This is a genomic window from Saccharibacillus sp. JS10, assembly GCF_024436065.1.
Lineage (GTDB): Bacteria > Bacillota > Bacilli > Paenibacillales > Paenibacillaceae > Saccharibacillus.
Genome location: NZ_JANFNS010000002.1, coordinates 572,592 through 586,183, shown reverse-complemented (window position 1 = coordinate 586,183; position 13,592 = coordinate 572,592). Strand labels below are relative to the sequence as shown.

The 13,592-nt window shown below is 46.4% G+C and carries 11 protein-coding genes and 1 riboswitch; of the genes, 4 read left to right on the top strand and 7 right to left on the bottom strand.

Annotated features, from left to right (window positions below):
- Positions 1–26: 26 nt before the first annotated feature.
- Positions 27–1,253: an AAA family ATPase gene (locus NOM90_RS08070; RefSeq protein WP_255941855.1), complete on the bottom strand. Its 1,227-nt coding sequence runs from the start codon at positions 1,251–1,253 to the stop codon at positions 27–29.
- Positions 1,254–1,740: 487 nt separating this feature from the next.
- On the opposite strand from NOM90_RS08070, the gene NOM90_RS08065 reads away from it, so the two are divergent.
- Positions 1,741–2,838 (top strand): M24 family metallopeptidase, encoded by a 1,098-nt coding sequence (locus NOM90_RS08065; RefSeq protein ID WP_255941215.1) that lies wholly within the window; start codon positions 1,741–1,743, stop codon positions 2,836–2,838.
- 97 nt (positions 2,839–2,935) lie between these two features.
- On the opposite strand, the gene NOM90_RS08060 is transcribed toward NOM90_RS08065, so the two are convergent.
- Together NOM90_RS08060 and NOM90_RS08055 are read right to left on the bottom strand one after the other, a co-directional pair.
- Positions 2,936–3,661, bottom strand: a complete 726-nt coding sequence (locus NOM90_RS08060; RefSeq protein ID WP_255941213.1) for a queuosine precursor transporter — start codon at positions 3,659–3,661, stop codon at positions 2,936–2,938.
- A gap of 447 nt (positions 3,662–4,108) precedes the next feature.
- Entirely contained in the window at positions 4,109–5,503 is a 1,395-nt protein-coding gene (locus tag NOM90_RS08055; RefSeq protein ID WP_255941211.1) for an L-cystine transporter, read from the bottom strand.
- 426 nt (positions 5,504–5,929) lie between these two features.
- On the opposite strand from NOM90_RS08055, the gene NOM90_RS08050 reads away from it, so the two are divergent.
- The gene (locus NOM90_RS08050; RefSeq protein ID WP_255941209.1) at positions 5,930–7,618 is read left to right on the top strand and encodes a methyl-accepting chemotaxis protein; all 1,689 of its coding nucleotides are present in this window, start codon (positions 5,930–5,932) and stop codon (positions 7,616–7,618) included.
- 79 nt (positions 7,619–7,697) lie between these two features.
- On the opposite strand, the gene NOM90_RS08045 is transcribed toward NOM90_RS08050, so the two are convergent.
- The 4 genes from NOM90_RS08045 to NOM90_RS08030 all read right to left on the bottom strand — a co-directional run bounded on the left by NOM90_RS08045 (position 7,698) and on the right by NOM90_RS08030 (position 11,488).
- Entirely contained in the window at positions 7,698–8,567 is an 870-nt protein-coding gene (locus NOM90_RS08045; RefSeq protein ID WP_255941208.1) for an ABC transporter ATP-binding protein, read from the bottom strand.
- Positions 8,555–9,610, bottom strand: coding sequence for a FecCD family ABC transporter permease (locus tag NOM90_RS08040; RefSeq protein ID WP_255941206.1), 1,056 nt, complete (start codon positions 9,608–9,610; stop codon positions 8,555–8,557). Before NOM90_RS08040 ends, NOM90_RS08045 begins: the two co-directional genes overlap by 13 nt.
- Complete coding sequence (locus NOM90_RS08035; protein WP_255941204.1) at positions 9,607–10,665, bottom strand: ABC transporter substrate-binding protein; 1,059 nt, start codon at positions 10,663–10,665, stop codon at positions 9,607–9,609. Before NOM90_RS08035 ends, NOM90_RS08040 begins: the two co-directional genes overlap by 4 nt.
- A gap of 228 nt (positions 10,666–10,893) precedes the next feature.
- A riboswitch (cobalamin riboswitch) is annotated at positions 10,894–11,125 on the bottom strand.
- A 174-nt stretch (positions 11,126–11,299) separates the two neighbouring features.
- Positions 11,300–11,488 (bottom strand): hypothetical protein, encoded by a 189-nt coding sequence (locus tag NOM90_RS08030; protein WP_255941202.1) that lies wholly within the window; start codon positions 11,486–11,488, stop codon positions 11,300–11,302.
- 243 nt (positions 11,489–11,731) lie between these two features.
- On the opposite strand from NOM90_RS08030, the gene lplA reads away from it, so the two are divergent.
- Both lplA and NOM90_RS08020 read left to right on the top strand, forming a co-directional pair.
- Complete coding sequence (lplA, locus tag NOM90_RS08025) at positions 11,732–12,736, top strand: lipoate--protein ligase (protein ID WP_255941200.1); 1,005 nt, start codon at positions 11,732–11,734, stop codon at positions 12,734–12,736.
- 36 nt (positions 12,737–12,772) lie between these two features.
- A complete protein-coding gene (locus NOM90_RS08020) occupies positions 12,773–13,573 on the top strand; it encodes a Cof-type HAD-IIB family hydrolase (protein ID WP_255941198.1) in 801 nt (266 codons plus the stop codon).
- The last annotated feature ends 19 nt before the right edge of the window (positions 13,574–13,592 follow it).

The window sequence follows — 13,592 nt, the reverse complement described above, 5'->3', positions numbered from 1 at the left end:
TTTCATTTGATATTCAAACTCCACTTTTATAACTGAAACCCGATCCCGCCGTTTTTAGCGTCCATCCAGCTTCCTTTTTTCTCTTTGTTCATCTCGCCGCCCATCGAACGAACGATTGTCGCTACGTCGACTTCGCCGCGTTCGTTCCATTCCAATGCCGCCGAGACATATAATTCGCCAAGCTGCGCCATACTGAATCCTTTGGTGAGCGAAATCGCTTGTTCCAACTCTTCCGCCGATACAAAATCAAGCAATCCTCGGCGTTCCAAAAATACACGGCGCATTTCTTGATCCGGCAGTGTAATTTCATAAGAACGGTCAAAACGTCCTGCGCGGTTCATCAGACCCGGATCGATTTTTTCAGGATAGTTGGTTGTCCCGATCAAAAAGATCCCTTCTTTTGAGGTGGCACCATCTAACGTATTCAAGAAGAACGAACGCACGCCTTGCGGCATCGAATCGATATCTTCAATCACAAGCACCATCGGAGCCAATCTCGCTGCGGTCTCAAACACTTCTTGCACCGAACCGCTGGACGTATACTCGGTAATCTGCCAATAAGCAGCAGGTCCCGGTATACTTCCTGCTATCGACTTCACTAAAGTTGTTTTCCCGTTACCCGGACGACCATACAGCAAAATCCCGCGTTTGAACGGCAAATTATGCTTGCGGTAAAAACTTCGATCCGATTCGAAAAATTGATCCAGCGAACGATAGATCTCTTTTTTCAGCGGATCCGGCAAAATGACATCGTCCCGAGACACAGCACGCGTAATCGGTTCGCTTTCACGTTGTATCCCATTGTTGGTATCGGTAAAGACCGTAATCCGGTTCTGATCCCGATTCCGCTGACGATCCCGTACGCTACGCAAAAAGTCGCTGATCGCTTCATCGCCTGTCGCAAACACAAAGTCCTCACTATAAATACCATGCTGACGGAACATCGGAATACGCGCAAGCGCTACGCCTTGAGCCGGATACACAAAGACGTTATTGCGAATAGCTGGATGAATCGTATATTCCGGTGTCACACTGTCTTCATCGTAAGCGAATGTACGTCCTTCGATACCTTCATAAATTCGACCTGCACATTCTACATCCGGCGAATCTTTTTTCACATCTTCTTCAAGCAGATCCCAGTAATCTTGATTACCGTCGTCGCTCGCATATAATTTGTAGGAAACGCCGTATTGCTCTTCTAGCATCGCTTCGATTCCGCGAGTCACGCGAGCATACGATTCGTATTCTGCCATATTCACATTGCCCGGTTCATAAGATACAATTGTTCGTTGTTGTTGAGCTGGCGAAGATTGGTGTGCTTTATCTAAATCAAAATTAGCTTGTCTATTTTTTTCCATCTTTAACGTTCTCCCCTTTCAATTCCTTAAGCAAAAACATAACAAAAAACCGCAGAACTCTCGTCCGCGGCTTTGCCGATCCAGATCGATTGAACTTGCAACGATTTGCCTGCTATCCGACCGGATCGATTCCGTTGAGGACAGGCAAATCGTAAGACGTCTGTTCAGTTGTCCAATGAGCTTTCAAACGCTTAACGACGATCATTGCTGCCATCCTCCTTTGCCAAATAGTAAACTAATCATAGCCTTTTGAGCTAAACACTGTCAACTACGCACTTCTGAGTCTTTTGCCGAGTCTGATTCTTGGTTTATAATAGAAGTTGTGCATGATTCGCGGCGAAATACATCTCAATAATTCGAACTTTAGGAGTGAAAAGATCATATGAACGATTCACGTTGGAACAAAATCAAATCGCATATGGATGAACAACAATTAGAATATCTGTTGATTACAGAACCGAAGCATGTCGGGTATCTGACTGGCTTTTTCTCCAATCCGCATGAGCGTTTCCTAGGGCTTGCGATTCCTAAAAACGATGAACCGTTTCTCGTTGTTCCTTCTTTGGATCTGGAAGCAGCAAAAGCGGTATCTTCGGTATCGACAATCCGCACACACAGCGATACGGACGATGCGTATACCTTGCTCCAACAATGGTTGGGGCATACAAAAGGCCAACGGATCGGTATCGAAAAAGATCATTTGTCAGTATCTCGTTTTGAACGTTTGAATGCGGTACTCGGAGGTTCGAACTACAGCGATGTCGGTCAAATTCTGACTGCGCTTCGTGCTGCGAAAACGCCAGAAGAAATCGAAAAATTGCGTCGTGCCGCACATCTGATCGAAGCCGTGTTAACCGAAGGGTTAAGTCATGTGAAAGTCGGCGTAACCGAGATCGAAATCGTAGCGGAACTAGAATATCAGATGAAAAAGCTCGGCGCCGAAGGCCCTTCTTTCGATACGATGGTATTGTCCGGCGATAAAACGGCTTTGCCGCACGGCAATCCGGGTAACCGTGCTATTCAAGCCGGCGATATGCTGATGTTCGATATGGGCGTGTACTTGGATGGCTATGCTTCGGATATTACCCGTACTTTTGCTGTCGGCGAACGTCCGAATACCGAATCGATTAAAATTTACGAAACGGTGCTTGCCGCAAACCTCGCTGCGATTTCGAAGATTCGTCCAGGTGCTACATTGGCGTCGATCGATGCCGCAGCGCGCGAAGTCATTACCGAAGCCGGTTACGGCCCTTACTTTATGCACCGCCTCGGTCATGGACTCGGTATGGATGTGCATGAATACCCTTCTGTACACGGGAATAATGAAGAAGTAATTACTGAAGGATTATGTTTCACGGTTGAACCCGGTGTCTATGTAGCGGGTGAATGTGGAGTTCGGATCGAAGACGACATAATCGTAACTTCGGATGGCGTCGATGTCCTGACGACATTCCCGAAAGAATTGACGATTGTCGGATAACGCATACTTTCATTAAAAACAAATAGCTACAACGCAATAGCAAAAAGCCAGTTCTCGTATCCTACGAGAACTGGCTTTTTTCGTAATCAAATTATCGTCATTGCTTGGAAGCAACCTGTGGTAAACCCGAATCCGCTTCGACAGCCGGAACTTTCATTCCGCGTGCCCAATACAAGATCGGTGTTCCTGCTGCGGTTAAAATAAATTTGAACAGATACGTCGAGATAAACAATTGAATCCATACCGAAAATCCGCCATATTCCGGACCGGTAAATGCAATCGCGCAAAAGATCAACGTATCAATGAAGGAACTGATGATCCCGCTACCGTTGTTGCGAATCCAGAGTTGATTCGACGAAGAAAAACGACGACGAATTCCTGCATATAAATATACATCCAGCAGCTGACTGACTAGATACGCAGTCAAACTACCGAGTGCGAGTCTAGGCAATAATCCGAACAAAGCTTCAAGCGGAGCTTGAGCAAAATCGACTTCAGACGGACGAAAAACAAGTACCATCTGCATAATGACGGTCGTCATAATCAACATGAAAAAGCCGAACCAGACAGCTTTACGTGCCGCTTTAACCCCATAACGTTCGTTAAGCAAATCGGTTGCCATATAGATACTGACATACATGGTATTGCCAAGCGTCATCGTGATTCCGAGCATATCGATCGTTTTGGCAACTTGAAGATTGGCGATCACCGTTGCTACGCCGACCCAAGCGTACAGCCCTTTTTTGCCGAAAAATTTAAAGCACAATAAGAAAAACGCAAAGTTGACGAGGACGAAAAATACGCCCCATGTAAAATTGAACACGATAAATCCTCCTAGTTTTGGTATCGCGGGATGGTTACGAACCGCGTGATACAAATATGAAATTTCAAAACGCAACGACCTAGTGAGTTGACCGCACTGAATCTAAGGTTTGAGTCCTTCGGAAACACGCACAGCTTAAGCGGTCAGCATACTAGTTTACCATAATGTGACGCGAACAGCTATCTTTTTTTGAACGCATGAAAAAGGACGGCTATTGAGCCGTCCTAAAGCTGTTGAAAAAGTTACGTATGCGTTAGAAGCAAAGATGCTACAAGAGAAATTCGTTTCGGTCGCTTGTTGAAATTGGGAAATGAATTAAATTTAGCGGAATTTTCCCGATTTCAAAGGCGAACATTCTAAGCTTATGCTTCCGAAGTATCTTTTCTACGAAAAGATTTCACTTCACTGAATTTCCCTTTCCGCATCCTTGCTTCCAGTTACGTTCTCTTAAGCTTGCGCCGCTTCCAATTCGGGTGTGTCGTTGGAATCGTACACGTCTTTGTCCAGTTCGCCTGTGACTTTGCCTGTTACTACGCCTGCGACCATGGAATCGTTAACGTTCAGAGCCGTACGACCCATATCGATCAGCGGTTCAACTGCAATCAGCAGACCTGCAAGCGCAACAGGCAGATTCATCGTCGACAATACGATCAATGCCGCGAAGGTAGCGCCGCCGCCAACGCCTGCTACGCCGAACGAACTAATCGCAACAACTGCGATTAACGTCAAAATAAATGGAAGATCGATAGGTACATTAGCTACAGGCGCAATCATGACAGCCAGCATCGCTGGGTAAATCCCGGCGCAGCCATTTTGCCCGATTGTTGCGCCAAAGCTTGCCGACAGATTGGCTACCCCTTCGGATACGCCCAATTTTTTGCGTTGCGTTTCGATATTCAAAGGAATCGTCGCTGCACTCGAACGCGAAGTGAACGCAAATACGAGCGGAGACACGACTTTTTTAAGATAAGTGACTGGGTTCAGACCAAATACCAGCAAGATCACCAGATGGATAACGAACATAACGATCAGCGCGACGTAAGACGCGATCACGAACTCGCCGAGACGAACGATACCTGACCATTCCGTCGTTGCCATCATTTTTGCGATCAAAGCCAAAATTCCGTAAGGCGTAATACGCAGGATCATCGTCACGATACGCATCACGACGCCGTGTACCGCGTTCACGATCCCTCGGAACGTCTCCGCTTGCTGTGCATTTTTACGATCCAGACCGAGTACCGCGAGACCGATAAACGCGGAGAAGATTACGACAGCCAATGTCGACGAAGGACGTGCGCCTGTCATATCTTCGAAAGGATTCGTTGGAATAAACGACAAGATTTGTTGCGGCAGCGTCAATCCTTCGACATCGCCTAGACGCGATTCCAAAGCTGCCCCTCGGTCTTGTTCTTCTTGCCCGTTTAACAAATCGCCTGCATTTAGACCGAATGCTGTTGCCGAAGCAATCCCGACTGCGGCTGCAATCGCTGTAGTCAGTACCAGTGTAAGCAAGACGGATGCACTGATTTTACCCAGCTTTTTGCCGCCTTTGATATTCATAATCGCTGTAATGATCGAGACCATAACAAGCGGAATTACGATCATCTGCAGCAACCGTACATATCCATTACCAAGCAGACTGTACCAGTCCATCGATTTACTAATGACTTCGGAATCCGCATTATAAATCAGTTGCAAAGCCCCACCAAGTAAAATCCCCAAACCTAGCGCAGTAAATACTCGTTTACTGAATGAAACATGACGCTTTTGCATGAAGAAGAGCAAAGCCGCCAAGCCGAGCAAAACCACGACGTTCAAAATGACGAAAAAGGTACCCAAGATTTACTCCCTCTTTTCTCTGTGTGTGTATTCAGAAGTCAACCCTTCTGTTTGGTGGAAGTTTTCCAAATTCGTGATCTATAGTACCATTATTCCGATCATTTTCATAGACTTAATTTTGATATCATTTTTTAGGGCATTTTCAATAAAAAAAGAAAAATTTGAGAATTCGTAAAAAGACCTTACATAAATATGGTCAAATTTGGCTACATTCATGTATGATATAAAACAGTTAATCTGGTTTTAAGAGCGTTAGACCTACTTTTTTCAATTCTTTGGTCCTATTGTGCATGGTATCGTTCTGAACTTAAATACCCGGTCCCCTTTTCGTACATAATAAGTAGTACCCGGTTTCGTTCGAATGTTCGCCTGTAGAACCGCGTTCAGAATCACGTTTGGCTGTTTATATTGAAAGGGGAGCCCATTATGTTAAACCGATCGATCAGTCACAAAATCATTTTTATGTCAGGTGCCATTATTCTTATCGTGAGTTTGCTGTTATGCGGAAGTTTTTTTGTCATTTTCAATAATGCTTTGCACACTCGAATCGTACCGGAGTTTAGTAAAACGATTGATCTGAGCGTGACCGAAATCCAAGGCGGCGTCGATCCGACCCAAGCCAGCATGACTGCAAAAGCGAATGCTGTTGCGTCGATGAAAATGCAGACTTACCTCAATGATTCTGCTAAGGAGTTCCGTCTCGAAAACGTTTATCTGATCAATGTCCAAGGCGAAGAAGCGACCGTGGTTCTTGCCAATCAAGGCGCGATCATCAAAGCCGGAGACAAATTACCGATTAACCCACAGATGCAACAAGCATTGAAAAATACAAAAGAAACGTTCGTAACGCCTTTGAATCGAACAAACAACAATGCTCAAATCGAAGGTTATCAAGGCGTATCCGGAAGTACGCTGCTTGTAGCGGGAACGATGGATGCGAATTTCGTAACCACAGTTACTCAAGCGATCTTATGGACGAGTATCGCAATCACCGTCGTCGTGATCATAGTCGGCGCTCTGGTTGCTGCGATGGTTAGCCGTCAAATGACGAAACCCCTTAGCCGATTGGTGCGACATGCGCGTCTGATCGCTGAAGGCGATTTGCAGCAAAATATCGAAGTTAAAGGTCGCGACGAAATTAGTCAGTTGTCTTCGGCATTTCAGCAGATGACCAGCAACCTTCGCCAAATGATCGGTCAAGTGCTTGAAGCGACAGATCGAGTCAAAAACGATTCGCTTGAATTGTCGCGCGGCATTGGCTTGCTTTACGAAATCGGCGGCAAGACGTCTTCATCCGCTGTTGAAATCGCTCAAAATAGCGAAACCGTTGCAACCAGCGCTGCTGAAAACGCCAAAGCAATGGAAGAGATTAGCGGAGGGATTCAGCATATTGCGGAATCGGCGGCAGAAGTCAACGAACAGATCACCCGAGCTTCGCAGCAAGCGATATCCGGTAATACGCTAGCTCAACAAGCGGTGGGTCAGATGAACCGCGTTCAAGAAATCACCGTAGAAGCTCGTTCGTATATCGAATCGATGGGTTCGCGTTCGGATGAAATCACCAAAGTCCTGGAATCGATCACCAGCATTTCCAAACAAATTCAGATGTTGTCGTTAAACGCTTCGATCGAAGCTGCAAGAGCTGGCGAACATGGCAAAGGCTTTGCGGTTGTTGCTGATGAAGTCCGCAAACTTTCCGATCAATCGCGCGTCGCAACCGGTCAAATCGAGCTGTCATTATCCGCTTTGCGTGAAAACTCCGAACGTTCGGTTAACGCAATCGGATCGGTGCATCACGAAATTATGTCGGGTGCAGAAGCCGTACGTAGTGCGGGAAGCGCTTTTGACGAACTGATGAGCTTGATGCAACAATTCAATCAGTCGGTACAAGAAGTATCGGCTTCGACCCAGCAGGTATCGGCAGGCAGTGAGCAAGTGAGTGCTTCTGTCGAAGAAACCGCTCGGATTACCGAACGTGTACAAATGCGCGTTGTCGATGTATCCGAAGGCAGCGCACGTCAAGTCGAAGAAATGGAAAGTTATGCACGTACCGTCGGCGAATTAACTCGCCAAGCCGATGAATTGGAAGAAACGGTTAGACGCTTTAAAATTTAATTTATACCAAAAAAGCCGGGGCATATTGCCTCGGCTCTTTTGTATTCAGACTTTTTTACGACAACCTTTTTACGACAACTCAAGATTTTGAATCTTCATCAGGGCTTGCTCGAAATAACATTTGCGGGACTGCAATCGTTTCATGATGAATCACAGTTGGAGGTTGTATATCGTATAATGCGCCAACGATATCCGCAGTCAATACTTGCTGCGGTGTTCCTTGCGCAACCACTTTGCCACCTCGAAGCAGCAATAAGTATTCGGCGTATTGAGCTGCCAAATTCACATCATGTAGCACCGCAATCACAGTCAAATTCCCTTCAGCTCGCCATTCTTGCACCCATTCCATCAAATCCAGCTGATAATGAATATCCAAATACGCTGTCGGTTCATCCAAGAGCAGAATCGACGGCTGTTGTGCCATCACTTGCCCCAGCGCTACGCGCTGACGCTGTCCCCCGCTCAATTCGTCTAACCGACGATCTAATAGATCAGTCAAAGAAAGCCGCTGCGCAATACGGGCAAGCAATACATTTGCGGATTGAGGATCAGGCTCGCGTCCGAAAGGATCTCGATAAGGGAATCGTCCCATTTCCAGCGCGTCTTGAACCGTAATCCCAAGTGGCGGCAATCCTTCTTGGGGCAATACCGCCAAAGACTGTGCCAATTCACGACGTCCGTAATGTTGAAAAGGGCGACCGTTGATATGAATACTTCCACTTGAAGCAGATGTCGTACCTGAGATTAAATCCAGCAAACTCGATTTGCCGCTTCCATTCGGTCCAAGCACAACCCAAAATTCTTGAGGTTGGACGGTCCAATCCAGCGGATAAAGCGCTTGATGTTCTTCGTAGCGGCAAGACGCGGCAAGAAGTTGTAACGCAGGAGAGTGTTCGGTCGGTTGTGGTTGACTTGGCTGTTGCTTTCTCTTTTTCTTCAACCACTCCATGAACTCCCTCCTCCTTTTCCACGTTTACTACGCTGTAATAACCAAGCAAAAAATGGCGCTCCTGCAAAAGCAGTCACGACGCCGAGCGGAATTTCGACTCCACCCAACAGCGCACGTGCCAATGTATCCGCCCACATGAGAAACAAAGCCCCGCCTAAAGCAGATAGTGGGATCAGCAAGCGATAATCCGAGCCGACAATCAATCGAAGCATATGGGGTACGATCAAGCCGACAAATCCGATTACGCCGGAGACGGAGACCGCCGCCGCTGTGATCAGTGTGGCTACGAGTAATACAATCATCTTCGTACGCTCCGTATGTAGCCCTAATTGCCCTGCACGTTTTTCGCCCAAAGCAAATATATTCATCGCTCCGGCGTAGGACCACAGAATCAACCCGCCAATACACACATAAGGAAGCAAAATAACGGAATAACTCCACCCCCGAAGATTCAAGCTCCCCATTGTCCAAAATAAAATTTCATTCACTGGACGATCGGACAAAGCCGACAGAAACGTAACGACCGCTCCGAGAAAAGACTGCATCACGACGCCTGCCAGCAAAAGACCATAAATCGGCAGTTTCCCTCGATCCCGAGCTAACATTAATACAAGAATAAGCGTAAGCGCACCAGTCACAAAAGCGGTCAAAGGCAATGTCCATTGCCCAATCCACGCGGTTCGCAAACCGAAAAATATGATCAAAGCGGCGCCTAATGAGGAACCCGAAGATACGCCTAATGTAAAAGGATCAGCGAGCGGATTACGCAGTACGCCCTGAAACGCCGCTCCAGCGACAGCAAGTGCCGCTCCAACCAACGCGGCAAGTATAATACGCGGCAGTCTGACCTTTAATACAATTTGAGCTTCTCCACTGTCCCAAAATTGCGGGAAACCTTGCCCGATCCACGGGATGTGGTGCATAAGGATCGAAAAGATTTTGCCAGCAGACAAATCAACCGATCCAATTCGCAGCGTCAAAATAAGACTGATCAGCAGCAACAAAATGCCAATCGCGCCGTACCCGCCTAACTTGCGAATCATTGTAGCTGATCCGGATAGATGGCTTTGAAGACTTCAACCAATCCTTCCGTCAAGCGTGGACCCGGGCGACTCACCAGATTGTCTTCGATCGCAAATAGCTGATGATTTTTGACAGCTGCGATATTTGACCAACCGCTTCGGTCTTCGATACTTTTCGGATCAACCGAAAGTTCGCTATACAAAATCACATCCGGATTCTGCTTAATGATTTGCTCCGAATTCACTTCGTTCCAACCCGTTGTATCCGCTGCGGCATTTTTTGCACCGGACATACGGATTAACTCATCCATGAATTCGCCTTTGCCGACTGTCCAGCCCGGTGAAAATTCCAAATAGACATTTTTGCGGTCTGCTTCATCGATCTTGGATGCGGCTTGACTCACTTGTTCAATATCGGCACGCATCTTGTCTGTAACCTCTGTTGCCTGAGCTTGATGATCTGTGATCTCGCCATAGGCATCCATATCGTTTATCACATCTTCGAGAGTATCCGGATTGAACTTAAATACCTTTAACCCTAAGCCGCGCAATGATTCGACCGTTGCATCATCGGTTACGTCCGCGACAAATACAATATCGGGTTGAGCCGCAACGATCGCTTCCGTATCTAATTCAAAACCGCCCATTTTCGGTTTGCTTTTTGCGGCTTCTGGATAATCGTCATTTTCGGTTACGCCGACAATCTGCTCATCTAAGCCGAGTGCAAACAAAGCTTCGGTCTCAGAAGGCGCTAAAGAAATAATTTTCGTAGGTGCCGCGTCAAACGTCACTTCTGTATCTGTCGCATCTTTTAACGTCAATGGATATACGGTTTTCGCCACTTCATTAGAAGACTGCGCATTCTCGGATGCAGGCGCTGTTTGCGTCGTCGCCTGATTAGCTGGCTTCGGCGCTTCCGCTGTCTGTGCTTGACCACAAGCCGCAAGGCTAAGCGTCAATAATAATGCGGCAGCTCCCGTCAAAATCGGACGACTCCATTTGCCTGCATAACGGGAATCAATCGAACTCGATGTTTTTACTTCGGTAGTCTTTTTCTCAACCTTGTACACGTTCATAGGGTAAATTCCTCCTTTTGATTCGATTTCGGGTACTGTAGATTTTGCGTCAGAGTCAGCGTCTGTCCCCGCCAATCGAAACGAAAAAAAGCCCTTTACCGGCAACAGCCTGCAAAAAGAGCTTCGATATGGACGCACGTCAATAAAGCTCCTGCTTTTTTGAAAAAAGTCTGGGAACTGTAAGTGAGCGTACGTGCATAGAGCGTTCTTTCCGCGAAGAACTGAACCAGCAACGGAGCTGTAAGGCAGGTCTCCTGACTCAAAGGTCGATCTAGGTCATTAAAATAACCTTTAGATCGTATAGAATCTGCCTTCTCATACGAAAGTTTACGTACAATGGCGATATCGATTCTACCTTTGTTACAGTGGCGGGACCGTGCCGGATTTGCACCGGCTTCCCTTTTAAGTGAAATCGCGTTGATCTTTGTGCGAACTTCACACCTCAACAGCTGTACATGTATAGAAATCGTAAAGGTTCTTCGATGCGAACCTTGCTTCCCGAATTATAGAGGAATGTTCAAAAGCACACAACCACTTGAACACGCAAATAAAAACCGTTTTGCCCACTCTTCACTTCGAGTGCCGCAAAACGGTTTTTCGGGTTTAACAGAATTCGCGTGTCCGCTCCATGAAACTATTTCCGCATATTTTGAGTATCTTTCAGTCTGTTTTGCTGATCTTGCATCTGGTCTTTCGTCGCTTCAATGCCTTCCGGCACTGATTTGCCTGAACCTTCGACCTGATTCTCTACGAAATCCTTCAACTTTCCACTGTGTTGACTGTCTTTCTTCTGATCTAACATAGCTTTCGCTTTTTCATCCATCTTTGATGCAACCTCCTCTTCGCTGTCCGCTTGAAGCGTCCATCGCGTATTGGTGTTGAATGAAGATAGTTATGTATTACACGTATGAGTCAATTTGAAACGATAAATGCCAAAATCGCGATCGTTTCCCACAATCTTTTCACGAATACTGGTCTTCCGCGATTTATATGGTTTACAATGATAAAGGCGAATCTCACGCAATTTCGAACGTTTTTTATTTTGTATAAAACAGGAGGCTTCCTCATGCTTTTTATCGACAATCAAGGCATTCACGATCCACGGATCAATTTGGCTATTGAAGAATTTGTTCTCCGTCATTTGCCGATGGATGGCGAAAGTTATCTGCTTTTTTATATCAACGAACCGTCGATCATTATCGGCAAGCATCAAAATACGGTCGAAGAAATCAATGCGGAATACGTTGAAGCCAACGGGCTTCATGTGGTGCGTCGATTATCCGGTGGCGGTGCGGTCTATCACGATCTTGGCAATCTGAATTTCAGCTTTTTGACGCAAGACGACGGGCAATCGTTCCACAACTTCCGTAAGTTCACCGAACCGATGACCGAAGCGCTGCGCGATCTTGGCGTAGCCGCAGAGTTGTCCGGTCGTAACGACTTGCAAGTGGGCGAAAAGAAAATCTCGGGCAATGCCCAATTTTCGACGCGTGGACGCATGTTCAGTCACGGTACGCTGATGTTCGATTCCGAACTCGACAACGTACATTCGGCTCTCAAAGCAAATCCGGAAAAGTTCAAATCGAAAAGCACGAAGTCTGTCCGCAGCCGCGTAGCCAACATCTCCGAATTTATGAACGAGAAACTGTCGCTGGAGCAATTCAAAGACAATATTTTGCGTCATATTTTCAAAGTTGAACCAAGCGAAGTGCCTCAGTACGTATTGACCGAAGAAGACTGGAAAAAAATCCACGAAATTTCGGAAGAACGTTACCGCAATTGGGATTGGAACTATGGTCAGTCTCCTGCTTACAACGTTAAACATGCTAAAAAACTACCCGTCGGCATTATCGATCTGCGTATGGATGTCAAAGACGGGCGTATCGAAGAGATGACGATTTTCGGCGACTTTTTCGGCGTTGGCGATGCGTCCGAAGTAGCGGCTATGCTTAAAGGCAAACGTTACGAAGAATCGGATATTCGCGCTGCGCTCGAAGGCGTGAATTTGAAACATTACTTTGGCAATATCGAAACGGAAGACTTTATTAATCTGGTATTTTTGAAAGACTAAATATAAAAAAGAGATAGACAAGACAGGAGAGAAATCATGACTTACAAATTAATCGCAATCGATATCGACGACACTTTGATTAACGACGACAAACAAGTTACGCCGGCTACGCAAAAAGCATTGGAACAAGCGGTTGAAGCTGGAGTCGTAGTTACGCTGGCAACTGGACGCGCTTATGCTTCCGCCAAACAATTGGCTGCGCAAACCGGCCTTAACGTCCCGATCATCACGTATCAAGGAGCTTTGGTCAAAAACTTGCTCGACGGTAAAGTGCTGCTCGAACGTCATGTTCCGGTTGAAGCGGCTTTGAAACTCGGCAAATACTGCTTGGAAAACAATCTGCATCTGCAAACGTATATCGACGACAAATTGTATGCGCGCGAGAAAAACGACAAGTTGGTCGCTTACGCGGAACTGAACAATACTCAATATTATTTGGAACCGGATTTCGAAAAGTTGTTCTCGCAGCCGACTCCGAAAATGTTGATTATTGATGATCCTGACTTTTTGGATGAATTGGCTCCTAAGCTGCATGAATTGCTTGGCGATCAAGTGCATATCACGAAGTCGAAGCCTCATTTCCTTGAAATCATGCACCATGAAGGAACGAAAGGTCATGCTTTGGCATTTTTGGCGGATTACTTCGGTTGTACGCTTGAAGAATGTATCGCAGTCGGCGATTCGTGGAACGATCACGAGATGTTGGAAGCGGCAGGTCTTGGCGTAGCGATGGGCAATGCGATTGAACCGCTCAAAGCGATTGCGGATTACATTTCGACCAGTAACAACGAAGATGGCGTGAAAGTGGTCATCGATAAATTTGTATTGAATACGTAATTGAAACTCATCACGAAAA